Annotated in this window: 15 protein-coding genes, 2 tRNA genes and 1 pseudogene; 15 read left to right on the forward strand and 3 right to left on the reverse strand. The window is 62.1% G+C overall.

Features of this window, described 5'->3' with window-relative positions; genetic code table 11:
* Window positions 1-76 precede the first annotated feature (76 nt).
* Both AC1L6K_RS03690 and AC1L6K_RS03695 read left to right on the forward strand, forming a co-directional pair.
* A tRNA-Asp gene (locus AC1L6K_RS03690) sits at window positions 77-150 on the forward strand.
* A 66-nt stretch (window positions 151-216) separates the two neighbouring features.
* Window positions 217-292: transfer RNA gene (locus tag AC1L6K_RS03695), tRNA-Phe, on the forward strand.
* An 81-nt stretch (window positions 293-373) separates the two neighbouring features.
* Here the strand turns inward: AC1L6K_RS03695 and AC1L6K_RS03700 are convergent.
* Window positions 374-1,051 carry an alpha/beta fold hydrolase gene (locus AC1L6K_RS03700; RefSeq protein ID WP_480951382.1) on the reverse strand — a complete coding sequence of 226 codons (678 nt, stop codon included), beginning with the start codon at window positions 1,049-1,051 and terminating at the stop codon, window positions 374-376.
* 177 nt (window positions 1,052-1,228) lie between these two features.
* Between AC1L6K_RS03700 and AC1L6K_RS03705 the strand changes: the two are divergent.
* From AC1L6K_RS03705 to AC1L6K_RS03755, 11 genes and pseudogenes are all read left to right on the forward strand, one after another.
* Window positions 1,229-1,624, forward strand: a pseudogene (locus tag AC1L6K_RS03705) (Asp23/Gls24 family envelope stress response protein); the annotation flags it as partial.
* Window positions 1,625-1,779: 155 nt separating this feature from the next.
* A complete protein-coding gene (locus tag AC1L6K_RS03710; protein ID WP_480951383.1) occupies window positions 1,780-1,971 on the forward strand; it encodes a hypothetical protein in 192 nt (63 codons plus the stop codon).
* A complete protein-coding gene (locus AC1L6K_RS03715) occupies window positions 1,968-2,450 on the forward strand; it encodes a hypothetical protein (RefSeq protein ID WP_480951384.1) in 483 nt (160 codons plus the stop codon). Before AC1L6K_RS03710 ends, AC1L6K_RS03715 begins: the two co-directional genes overlap by 4 nt.
* On the forward strand, window positions 2,447-3,022 hold the full coding sequence (locus AC1L6K_RS03720) for a hypothetical protein (protein ID WP_480951385.1): 576 nt from the start codon (window positions 2,447-2,449) through the stop codon (window positions 3,020-3,022). The genes AC1L6K_RS03715 and AC1L6K_RS03720 overlap by 4 nt, the downstream gene beginning before the upstream one ends.
* On the forward strand, window positions 3,019-3,639 hold the full coding sequence (locus AC1L6K_RS03725; protein ID WP_480951386.1) for a hypothetical protein: 621 nt from the start codon (window positions 3,019-3,021) through the stop codon (window positions 3,637-3,639). The genes AC1L6K_RS03720 and AC1L6K_RS03725 overlap by 4 nt, the downstream gene beginning before the upstream one ends.
* A 66-nt stretch (window positions 3,640-3,705) precedes the next feature.
* Window positions 3,706-4,002 (forward strand): hypothetical protein, encoded by a 297-nt coding sequence (locus AC1L6K_RS03730; RefSeq protein ID WP_480951387.1) that lies wholly within the window; start codon window positions 3,706-3,708, stop codon window positions 4,000-4,002.
* A 362-nt stretch (window positions 4,003-4,364) separates the two neighbouring features.
* Entirely contained in the window at window positions 4,365-5,663 is a 1,299-nt protein-coding gene (locus AC1L6K_RS03735) for an ABC transporter substrate-binding protein (RefSeq protein ID WP_480951388.1), read from the forward strand.
* Window positions 5,664-5,840: 177 nt separating this feature from the next.
* A complete protein-coding gene (locus AC1L6K_RS03740; protein WP_480951389.1) occupies window positions 5,841-6,872 on the forward strand; it encodes a carbohydrate ABC transporter permease in 1,032 nt (343 codons plus the stop codon).
* Window positions 6,869-7,759 (forward strand): carbohydrate ABC transporter permease, encoded by an 891-nt coding sequence (locus AC1L6K_RS03745; RefSeq protein WP_480951390.1) that lies wholly within the window; start codon window positions 6,869-6,871, stop codon window positions 7,757-7,759. The genes AC1L6K_RS03740 and AC1L6K_RS03745 overlap by 4 nt, the downstream gene beginning before the upstream one ends.
* Window positions 7,760-7,762: 3 nt before the next feature.
* Window positions 7,763-8,032 (forward strand): hypothetical protein, encoded by a 270-nt coding sequence (locus AC1L6K_RS03750; protein WP_480951391.1) that lies wholly within the window; start codon window positions 7,763-7,765, stop codon window positions 8,030-8,032.
* 141 nt (window positions 8,033-8,173) lie between these two features.
* On the forward strand, window positions 8,174-9,184 hold the full coding sequence (locus AC1L6K_RS03755) for a LacI family DNA-binding transcriptional regulator (RefSeq protein WP_480951392.1): 1,011 nt from the start codon (window positions 8,174-8,176) through the stop codon (window positions 9,182-9,184).
* A gap of 79 nt (window positions 9,185-9,263) precedes the next feature.
* Here the strand turns inward: AC1L6K_RS03755 and AC1L6K_RS03760 are convergent, their stop codons facing one another.
* Both AC1L6K_RS03760 and AC1L6K_RS03765 read right to left on the reverse strand, forming a co-directional pair.
* Window positions 9,264-10,106 carry a DUF8083 family protein gene (locus AC1L6K_RS03760; RefSeq protein WP_480951393.1) on the reverse strand — a complete coding sequence of 281 codons (843 nt, stop codon included), beginning with the start codon at window positions 10,104-10,106 and terminating at the stop codon, window positions 9,264-9,266.
* A 3-nt stretch (window positions 10,107-10,109) separates the two neighbouring features.
* A complete protein-coding gene (locus AC1L6K_RS03765) occupies window positions 10,110-10,913 on the reverse strand; it encodes an exodeoxyribonuclease III (RefSeq protein ID WP_480951394.1) in 804 nt (267 codons plus the stop codon).
* A 670-nt stretch (window positions 10,914-11,583) separates the two neighbouring features.
* Between AC1L6K_RS03765 and AC1L6K_RS03770 the strand changes: the two genes are divergently transcribed.
* Window positions 11,584-12,795 carry a quaternary amine ABC transporter ATP-binding protein gene (locus AC1L6K_RS03770; protein WP_480952689.1) on the forward strand — a complete coding sequence of 404 codons (1,212 nt, stop codon included), beginning with the start codon at window positions 11,584-11,586 and terminating at the stop codon, window positions 12,793-12,795.
* Window positions 12,795-13,649, forward strand: a complete 855-nt coding sequence (locus AC1L6K_RS03775; RefSeq protein WP_480951395.1) for an ABC transporter permease — start codon at window positions 12,795-12,797, stop codon at window positions 13,647-13,649. The genes AC1L6K_RS03770 and AC1L6K_RS03775 overlap by 1 nt, the downstream gene beginning before the upstream one ends.
* Window positions 13,650-13,682: the final 33 nt, after the last annotated feature.

Raw genomic sequence — 13,682 nt, forward strand, 5'->3', positions numbered from 1 at the left:
CTATAACTCGTGAAAATCACGCGAAAGCGTTGGTTGAAACAAAATGCAGTAATGAATAAGTGCAGTAAATAAGTATGGCCCTGTAGCGCAGTTGGTTAGCGCGCCGCCCTGTCACGGCGGAGGTCGCGGGTTCGAGTCCCGTCAGGGTCGCTTTGGTTTTCTTGATCAGTTTGATGGTTCAAGGAGATCTGGTGACGAGGATTTTCAGATCACCAAGGCTCTGTAGCTCAGTTGGTAGAGCGTTCGACTGAAAATCGAAAGGTCACCGGATCGACGCCGGTCGGAGCCACCAGTAAGACCCCGAGCAATCGGGGTCTTTCTCATTTTCCGGGCAATCCGCAGTCCATCAGGTTGGCGCAGCGGGCGGGCGACGTCACCTGTTTTCAGTTCCGGGCGTTCCCAGCCACGAACTCAACAGCCCATTAAAATCAGCCGCCGCGGCCAGCGGAATTTCGTGGGCAACGCCCGCCACGCTTTCAAAGCGGGCGTTGGGCAGTTCCGTGGCCAAGCGTTGCAAATTTGCGATAGTTGTTTTTTGTTCCTTCGCTCCGGCCAACAAAAGGACCGGGCGGGTGGAACGGGCAAATGCAGCCGGGACCCGAAACGAAAAATTTGCGTGCATTAAATTCCGCAGCGACTCCCTGTCCATTGCGTGCGAAAGCTCAAAGTACGCCTCAAAATCATGTTCGCCCACATATAACTGCTTCGCTTGTGCGCGGGCAAATCTCCGCAGCCGTGCCAGCGGGGCCGCTGCTGCTGAGAGGGCGGCGGCAAGCTCCATTGCCACCTGTCCGCCGACAGAAAAGCCGATGACCCGCACATCGCCTTGCAGGGCGTCGAGACTGACCTGCTCCGCGATGGAGCGGGCAGCGTCGGCGTGGGTTGTGTACTGTCCTGATCCAGTGGGGCTGTGGCCGGGCAAGACGGGGGTATGGATGTGAAAACGCCCTTCAAGGAATTCCTTTTGGGCCCGCCACATCCAGGGCCCCACTCCGCCACCGTGAACAAAAATCAGATGGCCTTCGGTTGCCTGCGCCGGTGATTTGTTCATGCGACCATCCTCGCAGCAGGCGATTCCGGATGTGGGCCGCAGGCAATCACCGGCACGAAGTTCCGGGCCATATTCGGCCCGGCGCAACGTTTATAAGTGACCACGGACTGTACCGGCGTTGCCCCGCAAGTTTGCGGTGCATAGGCTTACCGTAAGAGAAACAGAAAGGGCGCGTTCATGGACCCGCACAACCAAGCTTCACCGGCTCCGGCCACCACTGGCCCGGACGACACCCAGGGCCGCACAGTCATAGCTGAGACAGCGGTGGCCAAAGTTGTTGGTGTTGCCGTCCGCGGTGTTCCTGGCGTCCATGCACTTGGCTCCGGTGCTTCACGGTCCATTGGTGCCATCCGTGAAGTCGTCGGGGCCACCGACCTTACCCAGGGTGTGCGGGTGGAAGTCGGTGAGTCCCAGGTGGCCGTGGATATCGTCTTGTTGGCAGAATACGGCTACCCGCTGCAAACACTTGCCAACACCGTGCGCCGTGCCGTCTACGCTGCTGTCGAAGAATTGGTGGGACGCAATGTCATCGAGGTGAACATTGAAATCACGGATGTTTTCATCCCAGGTCCGGACACTGAAAAGCCCGTGGCGCGTCCCCGACTGGCTGACCGTCTGGGCGCAGGAGCCCGAGCAACAGCCGCCGAGCAGGCACGCGTCGATTCAGCACCGTCAGCAACGCCGCTGGTCGGCAGCAGCAACAATCCAATGGAAGCCGGGGAACAGCAGTGAATCTTAGTGTGGTGTGCGCAGCATTTGGCGCGTTTTTGGCATTCATGGCCTTTGCCTTTGGCTTCTGGGGCTTTGTTGTTGCAGCAGTCTTCATTGCGGTCGGTGCCTTTGTGGGGCGTGCCGCGGGTGGAAAGCTTGACTGGCGCGGTGTTCTCGATGCCTTGACTGGACGGCGCTCCTCATCGTGAGCGGTGCCCCGGCACATGACCCTGCCGCGCCCGAACCCACGACGCCCGGAACTGCCACGACCGGAACAACACTGGACAAGGCGGCCCCGAACAGTGAACGCCGGGAAGCAGGGCTCCTGGTGAAGTCGACTGAGTTTGCCGGACACAACCGCATCAGCGCCCAGGCACTGACCTCCGTGGCCAAGGTGGCCGCGGCAGAGGTGCTTGCCGTGGCTCCGGCGCAAGTGCGGGTGGGGTGGTCTGACGACGCGGGCGCACTTGCCCTTTCCGTCTCATCGGCCATGGGTGTGCCTTCACTCAACGAGGTGCGCCGGCACCCCGACCGGGTGGCGCTCAGCGGCGGCAGCATCCTGGCCCGCGCGACGGCTGCCAAGTCGCTCATCCTGGCACAGGTTGAGCAGCTGACGGGGTCGCGCCTGAGCCGGGTTGATGTACGGATTTCCGGCCTGTTGACGCGCGACGGTGGGCGCGTCCTGTGAGCGCGTTTACGCAGCGGGTGCTGCGCCGGGAAACCCACTCGCCGCGTTCGGGCATGGTCGTGGTCGCGGCAGTCGTGGTCGCGGCAGGGGCCCTCTACTGCATGTTGGAGATGATGTTGGCCGCGCTGGGCCAGCCCACGTGGCTGGTTGACCCGATCTGGGCGGCCCGGTGGATTGCCGAGCTGCCGGGGTCCAACCCGCCTCTATTGCTGGGCACCGCAGGTGTGCTGATTGCGCTTGTGGGCTTGGTTCTCCTGAGCCATGGGGTTTTGCCGGGGCGCCGGGCACGGCACGTGATTGTCGACCCAAACGTGGCCATTGTTGTCGATGACGAGGTCATTGCCTCTGCACTTGCCAAGAGCGCCCGCATGGCGGCAGGAGTGACCAGGGAACAAGTCGTCGTTGTGGTTTCTGCCCGGCTCGTCCAGGTGAACATCCGCCCCACCTCCGGAATCATGCTCTCGGAGTCCGGCATCAAGTCAGCCGTGGAGGCCCAACTGGCGGCCATGGCACTTGACCCCGCCCCGGTCGTCACCGTGAAGCTTGCCGACAGCGGGGTGATCGGGGTATGAATGGCACACCGCGCGGGTTTAACAGATTCCTGCTGACCCTCCTGGGCCTGCTCCTCATCGGTGCCGGAGCCGGTCTGGCCATTATCTCAGCTGCCCCCGCCGCCGCCCGGTGGTGGCAAAACTACGCCGGCGGGCAGGTGGCCTGGCTGGACTCCTTGGAGGCGCGCACCCGCTTGCAGATGACCTCGCAGAGTTGGGTCTGGCTGGTCGGCGCCGCGTTCTTTCTGGTGGTGGTGATCGTGATGATTTCCTGGATCGCCAACCAGGGCAAGGGTCGGGCCGGGACCTTGCTTGACTATCAAGGAAACGCGGACGACGACGGAGCCGCCGGAGCGGTCAAGCTCAGTTGCGCTGTGGCCGAGCAGGCATTGAAAAGCGCGTTGCTGGAGCGCACCGACTTGTATGGTGTCTCCGTGACGAGTTATGACTTCCGCAAGGAGACGGCCGTCAAGGTTCGGGTGCTCCCGAGGCCAGGTGTTGCACCGCATGAAGTGGCCGCCGACATCGTGGAAATGGTGGCTGTCCTGAACGAACTGCTGGGCATCGAGGTCCCTGTTCTCCTCAGTATTGGTGCCGGAGCCAGGTCACGGTTCACGAAAGCGGAAAGAGTCCGCTAGTCTCGTTTCATCACCCCCTTGGATGTACTTCTTCAGGGGCCCGCATCGACGCAACATGGAGGCATCATGACCGAGAACAACGCCGGCAACCCGGCAGGAGAATCCGCAGAAGCTGCCAGCAACGCAGGAGCGGAAACAGTGGACAAGGCCAAGGACTTTGCCACGGATGCTGTGGGGAACGTCAAGGATTTTGCCGGCGATGCGGCTGAAAAGGCCAAGGACTTCGCGGGCGACGCTGGTGAGAACATCAAGGAATTTGCCGAAGGTGCTGGTGAGAACATCAAGGACTTTGCCGGCGACGCCGCAGAGCACGCCAAGGGATTCGGCGCCAAAATCGCCGGCCTCTTCAAGCACGACAAGTAAGCACTCCGGAAGGATCCAGACTTCCGAAACGATCCGCAAAAGGCGGTGGCAGCCACGAGGCAGCCACCGCCTTTTTGCGCGCCTGCCGAGGGGCGGCGTCTGATGCGGCACCGGAGCCGGCCCGGCCCAAGCCCCGCCCCGGCGCGGGCTCGCCGTCGTGCTCCGGCAGTAAACAGGGCCCGCACCCGGCCCGGCAAGGGCTGAAAAACTGTCATCCGGGCCGTCGTGAAACAAACGGGTAACGAAATGATGTAAGCGCTTGCGCATTGGCGGCGAACCTAACTAGTGTGAGCTAGACCACTCAATGGCGCGCCTTGGAACTACGTGCCGAAACCCGAAATTTTCACTTGAGGAGAATGAGCATGGGAACCAAGATTTCAAGGATGTACATGCCGCTGGCGGCTGCCGCAGCACTCACCCTGGCCCTTTCCGCGTGTGGCGGCGGGACAGGCGGTGGTGGGGGAACCGGCGGCGGCGGAGGGGGAGCAGCCTCGGAGAACCTCGACGGCCGCGGTCCCATTACGTATGTGCAGGGCAAGGACAACTCCGACGTCGTCCGCCCGTTGATTGAGAAGTGGAACACGGCGCACCCGGACGAAAAGGTCACCTTCAAGGAACAATCGGATAACGCCGACCAGCAGCACGATGACCTCGTGAAAAACTTTCAAGCGAAGAACGCCGACTACGATGTCGCCAGCGTCGACGTCATCTGGACGGCTGAGTTTGCCGCCAAGGGCTGGCTGCAGCCCTTGAAGGACACCATGAAGGTATCCACGGAAGGCATGCTCCCGGCAACAGTGAAAACCGGTACGTACAAGGATGTGCTGTACACGCTCCCGCAAACCTCCGACGGTGGAATGCTGTACTACCGCAAGGACCTGGTCCCCAATCCGCCCAAGACCTGGGAGGAAATGATGGGCATGTGCTCCATCGCCAAGGAAAAGGGCATTGACTGCTATGCCGGACAGTTCGCGCAGTATGAGGGCCTGACGGTGAACGTTTCCGAGGCCATCAACAGTGAGGGCGGCCAAATCGTCGACAAGGACGGCAAGGCCACGGTGAACTCGCCGGAAGCCAAGGCCGGGCTGGAGAACCTGGTGACGGCCTACAAGAACGGAGACATCCCCAAACAGGGGCTGACTTATCAGGAAGAGCAGGGGCGCCAGTCATTTGAGGCCGGCAAACTGTTGTTCCTGCGCAACTGGCCTTATGTGTACAACCTGGCAAAGACCGACGGCTCCTCCACAGTGAAGGACACCTTCGGGGTTGCCCCGCTGCCTGGCAAGGACGGACCCGGCGCATCGACCCTTGGCGGTCACAACATGGGTGTGAGCGTGTATTCCAAGAACAAGGCCACGGCCAAGGATTTCCTGGAATTCCTGACGACCGAGGAAACGCAAAAGTTCTACGCCACCCAGGGTTCCCTGGCGCCGGTGCTGGCTTCCCTGTACGACGACGCTGACCTCATTGCCAAGCTGCCGTACCTGCCAGTGTTGAAGACCTCGATTGAGAACGCCGTTCCCCGTCCCGTGACGCCGTTCTACCCGGCGGTCACCCAGGCCATTCAGCAGAACAGTTTCGCTGCGCTGCAGGGCAGCAAGACAGTCGACCAGGCCTTGACCGACATGGAAGCGGCCATCGGCACTGCGGGAGCCAAATAACCAACCCCGGATCCGGTCCGGCCCCTATTGACGGGGCCGGACCGGCCGGGCCCAGCACGCTGTCGGCGGTTCGCCAGCGCGGACGGTGTGCGCCATGCCATTTGCAGGTTGGCAGGCGCCCCGCAACCACCCAGCTGGCGGTGGTGTACACGAACGAACGTGGTGAAAGGAGCAGGCATGTCGACACATGTGGACCCGGAGGTCCGGCGCAAGGGAGCGCGGGGCGGGCCGGGCAGCAACAAGGAAGTGGGTGCTGACCGCAAGGAAAAGACCCAGGGCCGGCTGGCAACACTGCTGATAATTCCAACGATGATCGTCCTGGCGGTTGTGATCCTGTACCCGGTTATCAATGCAATCATCATGTCGCTGGAACAGGATGAGGGACTGGACCCGGTCACGGGGACCTTCGTGGCAGGTGGTTTTGCCGGATTCGCAAACTACATCCACTGGTTGTTCCAGCAGTGCCAGGCCCCGAGCGGGGAGGCAGTCAGCTGCCCGCCGGGCACACTGGGGGCGCAGTTTTGGTCCGCCACCGGCGTGACATTCTTCTTTACAGTGGTGACGGTGTTCTTTGAAACCCTTCTGGGGTTCTGGATGGCCTTGATCATGGCCCGCACGTTCCGGGGCCGCAGTGTGCTGCGTGCCGCGGTGTTGGTGCCGTGGGCCATCCCCACAGCCGTAACAGCAAAGCTGTGGTTCTTCATTTTTGCCTTTGACGGCATCGCCAACACCTTGTTCAACACCTCGATCCTGTGGACGGGCAGCGAGGGACCGGCACGGACTGCCATCATCATTGCCGACGTCTGGAAAACCACTCCGTTCATGGCACTGCTGATCCTGGCCGGCCTGCAGATGATCCCGTCCGACATCTATGAGGCGGCCAAGGTTGACGGTGCATCCGCGTGGCAGCGGTTCCGGTTGATCACACTGCCACTGGTCAAACCGGCATTGATGGTCGCCATCTTGTTCCGCGTCCTTGACGCACTGCGCATGTACGACCTGCCGGCGATCATGACAGGAGGCGCCAATGGCACCACCACGCTCTCGATCCTGGTGGTCAACCAAATCCGGATCGGGTTCAATTCGGCAGCGGCCCTGTCGACCATCACGTTCCTGATCATCTTCATTGTGGCATTCATCTTCGTAAGGTTCCTGGGTGCCAACGCCGTTGAATCCGCCAGTGGTGGAGCAAAGGGGAAGCTGAAATGAGCACCGCAACGCAATCCGTGAGCGCCCACACGGCGGCCGCCAAGGGCGTTGCCCGCAAGCGCCAGCGCTGGGCCAGTTCCCGCACCTACATCAGTGCCGCCATCATTGTCATCTGGTGCCTGCTGCCATTTTATTGGATGGTTGTCACGGCCTTTCGCGACGTTGGCTACACCTTCGATCCGACACCCTTTTTCACCCACGTCACGTGGGACAACTTCGCAACAGCGTTCTCGTCCGAGATGGGCAACCACCTGGACAAGGCGCTGCTGAACTCGCTCTTCATCTCCGGTGTCACCACGGTTGTTGCCTTGCTGTTTGGCGTGTTTGCGGCGTACGCCCTGGCCCGGCTGCATTTCCGCGGGAAGTTCCTTGTTTTGGGCGTTGTCCTGGGCGCATCCATGTTCCCGGGCGTCGCCATCGTGACACCGCTGTTCCAGCTGTTCACGAACATCAACTGGATGGGCACTTACCAGGCGTTGATCATTCCCAACATTTCCTTTGTGCTTCCGCTGACGGTGTACACACTCACGTCCTTCTTCCGGGAAATGCCATGGGAGCTGGAGGAGGCGGCCCGCATTGACGGGTGCACCGCAGGGCAGGCATTCCGCAAGGTCATCATGCCCTTGGCTGCGCCGGCGGTATTCACGACAGCCATCCTGGCATTCATCGCAGCATGGAACGAGTATCTGATCGCCAGCATCCTTTCCAACGACGCCACGCAAACGGTCACTGTGGCGATTGCCAGCTTCGCCGGCGCCCAGCCGCACCAGGAGCCTTACACGGCCGTCATGGCGGCGGGCACGGTGGTGACCATTCCGCTGGTGATCTTGGTGTTGATCTTCCAGCGCAAGATCGTCGCCGGACTCACGGCTGGGGCGGTGAAGTAGGCCATGGAACGCACCACGGGCAGGCAGCCCAAGAAACCCGACGGCCTGCACATCCCGACGACCAGGCAAAAAAGTGGTGAAGACTTTGACATCATCATCGGATTTCTCGGCTTTTGGGCGGTGTTGCTCTTTGGCGTGACTGTCTGGCTGGAGGTCACGGGGCAGCCGGCACTGATATGGGCGCTGGGATTGCTTGTCGTTTGCCTGGGCCTGTGGGGCATGATCCGGCTGCGCAGGAAACTCCCCAACAGGCGCGGCCGACGGCCCCAGTAGGCGCTCCCGCAACTGGATTGACATGCCTGGCCCACTGACTGGCTTTGACCTTGGCTGTCCAGCGGTGACAGTCCAGGCAGGGGCGGAGACACGCATGGTGGCAGGGACCTGCAACACGGGCGACGAGTGCAAGGAGGCGGCATGGGTGTCAGCATTGACGACGTTGCGGCACGTGCAGGAGTCTCAACTGCCACTGTCTCACGTGCGCTCCGGGGCCTGCCGCGTGTCAGCCCGGCCACCCGTGAACGTGTACTGGCTGTGGCGCAGGAACTGGGCTATGTGCCCTCGCCGTCGGCAACCAGATTGGCGACGGGACGAACAAAAACAGTGGGTGTGCTCGTGCCGTTCATTGACCGTTGGTATTTTGCGCATGCACTGGAAGGAATTGACCAGGAACTGCGTGAGCAGGGCTACAACCTGATGCTTTTCAGCCTCGGGGGCTACCAGCATGGGCAACGGCGCCGCTTTTCGGAGCCCATGGTGCGAAAACATGTTGACGCACTGGTGGTGCTGTGCCTGGGGCTGTCCGCCGCCGAACTTGAGGAACTGAAGCATGCGCATATTCCCTTAATTGCCCTCGGCGGGCCGGTCGTTGGCTGCCGCGGTGTGCACATCGACGACACCGCCGCGGCCACCGAAGCCACCCAGCACCTGATCGACCTGGGCCATCGCGCCATCGGGCAGTTGCGCGGAGGAAGCAGGGACGAAAAGAACTTTGTCGTTCCGGTGCTCCGATCACGGGCCTTTGAAGCCACCATGCACAGGGCCGGACTGGAGGTGCGGTCCGAATGGAACGTTTCCGGGAACTTCACCGTTCATGAGGGCGTGGCGGCCGCGGCCCGGTTGTTTGACAGGCCCGGCGAGCGGCCCACGGCCGTTTTCTGCGGCTCGGACGAGATGGCGCTGGGACTCATGTTTGAGGCGCGCCGGCGCGGCATCCGCATCCCGGCGGACCTCTCAGTGGTGGGGATCGACGACCACGACTTTTCCGGCCCCGCAGGTCTGTCCACGATCGCACAGAAACCTGTCGACCATGGCCGTGCGGCGGCGCAAATGTTGTTGGCGGAGCTGAATGGCAAAACCGGTGCCAGCCAGGAAAGGATCATGCCGTTTACCCTTGTGCAGCGGGAGACCACCGCGCCCCCGCGCTGACAAATAGGGAGGACGTGGGTGGGCCCACGCGTCCGGGGTTCCCTGGCCGAGCGAAGCGAGGTTAGGGAGGACGTGGGGACTAGCTTGCCCGGCCGAGCTGCCGGATGGGCATCCAGCGGTTGGCCAGCCTGCGGTAGGCGGCTGCTGCGCCGGTGAAATCTCCGTCCGCCAGGCACTGGAGTCCCATGTGCACGTCGGCGGGGGAATCGTCGGGGTGGACCCTGTTGGCGACCGGGCCGTAATCGAGTTCCACGACTCCGCCGTCGGCAAAGCCCCCCAACCAGCGGCCGAGGTCCTCGAGCTCGGAAAACAAGTCAAGGTCGGGTGCCATCTGGGCGAGCATCAGCAGCATCCGTTCGGCCCGGCCCACAGCAATCGACAGCGGCACCTGGATCCGGACCGTCAGGATCCTGCCGTTGGACTCAACCACCTCCATGCGGTCGTTGGCATACACCAGCGTGAACCAGCTGAAGGGGATGCCCCACGTCGACGACCGTGTTTGCAACGCCATTTCCAGCTGTGGGCTGGCAGTGGCGCGGGCCAGGTCGAGTGCCCACTCCTCCTGGGGAAGCACCAGGGTGGCCAGTTGTTCGAGGTTTCCGGAGAGCAGTTCGGCCGTACCGGCAACGGATCTGGCAACCACCTGGTTGGGTGCGTACAGCAGCGGCTCGCCCTCTCCCATGGTGAGCGTGCGCACCCTGTCCCCGGCCGTCGTCGGGAGTGGATTGGGGCGGGCACGGCTCACCCTGGACAGCGAATCGGCAAGCTCGGTGGCGTCAACGCTGACGGCATTCTGCTCGGGCTTTACCCGGCTCTGAAGGTAGGTGAACTCGGCCTCGGTGTAAGCCTCGCGGGGCAGGTAGACGCGCAGGCTTGAGACGAAGGGGAGCTGCACCCCGCCCAAGTACAGCGCGCCCGGCATGGCTCAGCCCAGTTCCACAATGACAGGGGCGTGGTCCGAGGCACCCTTGCCCTTGCGTTCCTCGCGGTCGATTTCAGCAGCGGCCACCCTGGCAGCGAGGGCGGGGGAGGCCAATACGAAGTCGATGCGCATGCCTTCCTTTTTGGGAAAGCGCAGCTGCGTGTAGTCCCAGTAGGTGTAGACCCCCGGACCCGGATGCAGGGGGCGGACGACGTCGACATAGCCTGCCGCTTCAAACGCGGCAAACGCTGCGCGCTCGGGTGCGCTGACGTGAGTCAGGCCCTGGGTGCGGAAAAAGTCGATGTCCCAGACGTCGTCGTCCTGCGGGGCGATGTTCCAATCACCTGTGAGGGCAATCTGGGCGTTGGGGTCCGCCTCCAGCCACCCGGTGGCCTGATTCTTAAGCTCGTCGAGCCACTGGAGCTTGTAGGGCATGTGCTCATCGTCGAGGGCACGGCCGTTGGGGACGTACAGGCTCCAGATGCGCACACCGTTGCAGGTGGCGGCGATGGCGCGGGCCTCCTGGACGGGGTCCTTGCCGGCCTTGCCGAAGGGCGGCTGTCCCGAGAAGGTGCGCTCCACGTCCTCGAGGCCGACACGGGAGGCGATGGCCACGCCGTTCCATTGGCTGAAGCCGAAGTGGGCCACCTCGTAACCGTTGTTTTCAAAGAGTTCCCAGGGGAAGTTCTCGTCCTTGCATTTGGTTTCTTGGATGGCGAGCACGTCGGCATCGGTCCGGCGCAGCCAGTCCTCCACGCGGTCGGCACGGGCACGCAGCGAGTTCACATTCCAGGTAGCAATCTTCACGTATCCAAGCTATCAACTTAACTCGTCCGGGGCTCGTGGCCATCCCCTCAGACCCCTTGAGACTGTGGGCAGGGACACTGCCGGGGCGGCCCGCCACCACGTATCAGGCTGGTTTGGTTACGAAATGGTAACTCTTGTCCGGCCCTGTGCGCGCCCGCTAATCGAGACATTGCTTTCCTTTGGGGCCCGGAAACGTCCAAATTGCGCTGGTAGTGAACATGGGTTTGTTAGGGTGGGGAGTGAACCAGTAGACCGACAAGCCTGCGGGCAGCTGCCAAAGCACTTCTGCGACGATGACGAATCATCGTCGCATTTGCATGCGGCAGCCAGACACAGGCCGTCGAACTGGCGGTAGGGATAGCTTCCCGTGCCCTGCCCTGAGGGCAGGACCGTCTTTCCTTGTTGCCCCGGCCGGGGCATGCAGGGAAGCGAAGAGTTTGACGCGTAACAAACGCCTGCAGCACGAGATCACTAATTGCAGCGTTCATGAAGCCACTGCAAAATGTGGGTTCAGAACCGCTGTGTAGATGGGTACTACGTGTACGAATCCAAACAAAACGACGCGAATCAGAACGACGCGCCGGACCTGGCCAAAAAAACGGCCGGCGACGACATCGCGCTGAGTGTCAAGAATGTTTATAAAGTCTTCGGCAAGCGCCCCGCCGAAGTTATCAGGCGCCTCAAGGGCGGCAAGAAACGCGACGAATTGACCGCGCTGGGGACGGCTGCTGTCATTGACGCGTCGTTTGACGTTAGAAAAGGCGAAATCTTTGTTGTCATGGGCCTGTCCGGGTCCGGCAAGTCCACGCTGATCCGCACGCTCAACGGTCTGTGGGCGCCCACCGAGGGGTCCGTCGTCATCGGCGGCACGGACATTTCAAAGATCAGCGACAAGGAATTGCGCCGCGTGCGCCAGCAGAAGATCTCCATGGTCTTTCAGCACTTCGCACTCATGCCGCACCGCACGGTGCTTGAAAACGCCGCCTACGCACTTGAAGTGCAGGGTGTGGCCAAGGCCGAACGTCTGGCCCGCGCCGATAAGATTCTGTCCCTGGTGGGACTTGAAGGCTGGGGCGCGAAGTTCCCCGGCGAGCTTTCCGGCGGCATGCAGCAGCGCGTTGGCCTGGCCCGTGCCCTGAGTGCCGAGACGGACATCCTGCTCATGGACGAAGCGTTCTCAGCCCTCGACCCGCTGATCCGCCGTGAAATGCAGGAACAGCTGGTGCTTCTGCAGTCAGAGCTGGACAAAACCATTGTCTTCATCACCCACGACCTCAACGAGGCCATGTTCCTGGGCGACCGGATCGCGGTCATGCGCGACGGGGAGATCGTGCAGATCGGCACCCCGGATGAGATTCTCACCAACCCGGCCAACGACTACGTTGCACAGTTTGTGCAGGACGTTGACAGGACCCGCGTGCTCACGGCAGGTGGAGTGATGGAACCCGCGCTTGCCGTTGTGAACCTCTCCGGAGGCCCCCGCAACGCCCTGCGCACCATGCGCGACCTGCAGGTGTCCGCCGCATTTGTGGTGGACCGCCGCCGCAACTACCTGGGCACCGTGCGCGACCGTGACGTCATGACGCAGGTTGAAGCGCACAGCTCCGACTTGAACGCCGTGGTCCGAAACGGCATCGAACCGGTCAGCCCGGACACCGCCTTGAATGACCTGTTTGGCCGCGCAGTGGAGAGCCCCATCCCGCTTCCCGTGGTTGACGACGCCGGACGGCTGGTGGGTGCGCTGCCGCGAGTGACGCTGCTGGCTGCGCTGGGCAACGTGCCTTCAACGACCGGGGAATTCCCTGTGGTTGATGCCGCCGTTGCACCCATCCCCGAACAAGATGTCACCGCCGCGTTGGCGAAGACCGAAGGAGACGCATAGTGGAATCGAATTTTAGGATCCCCCTGGGCGAGTGGGTTGAAGTTGGACTCGACTGGCTGACCAGCACCTTCGACGGCGTCTTCGACATCATTCGCAGTATTTTTGTTGGTGCCTACGACGGGCTTGACTGGCTGCTGACAACACCTCCCTTCTGGGTCATTATCGTGGTGTTTGCCGCGATTGCCTGGTGGGCGAGCGGCTGGAAACTGGGTGTGGGCACGGCAATCAGCTTCACGATCATCGTTGGCGTGAACCAATGGGAAAACGCCATGGATACGCTGGCGCTGGTGGCCATTGCCACCGTCGTGGCCGTGGTGATCAGCATTCCGCTGGGAATTTGGGCGGCAAGTTCCAATCGGGCTTCGGGGATCATCAAACCCATTTTGGACTTCATGCAGACCATGCCCGCCATGGTGTACCTGATCCCGGCCCTGGTCATGTTCCGGGTGGGCGTGGTGCCGGGCATCATCGCCACGATCATCTTCGCCATGGCCCCTGGCGTCCGCTTCACCGAACTGGGCATCCGCGGAGTGGACAAGGAAGTGGTTGAGGCCGGGCATGCCTTTGGGTCAAGCCCCGGACGAATCCTGCGCCAAATCCAGCTCCCGCTGGCCCGGCCCACCATCATGGCCGGCATCAACCAGGTCATTATGCTGTCGCTGTCCATGGTGGTCATTGCCGGCATGGTCGGCGCCGGAGGTCTCGGCGGGGACATTGTCGCCGCCTTGAACCGCATCGACGCCGGGCTCGGCTTCGAAGCGGGCATCGCCGTGGTGATCGTCGCGATCTTCCTTGACCGGGTGACGGCCAGCTTTGGCTCCAACAGCAGCCGGAAGCCCAGCAAGAGCGCCTAAGACCAACTGAATAAAAAGATTTGCAAACCAATC

It is taken from the genome of Specibacter sp. BI4 (assembly GCF_056680095.1).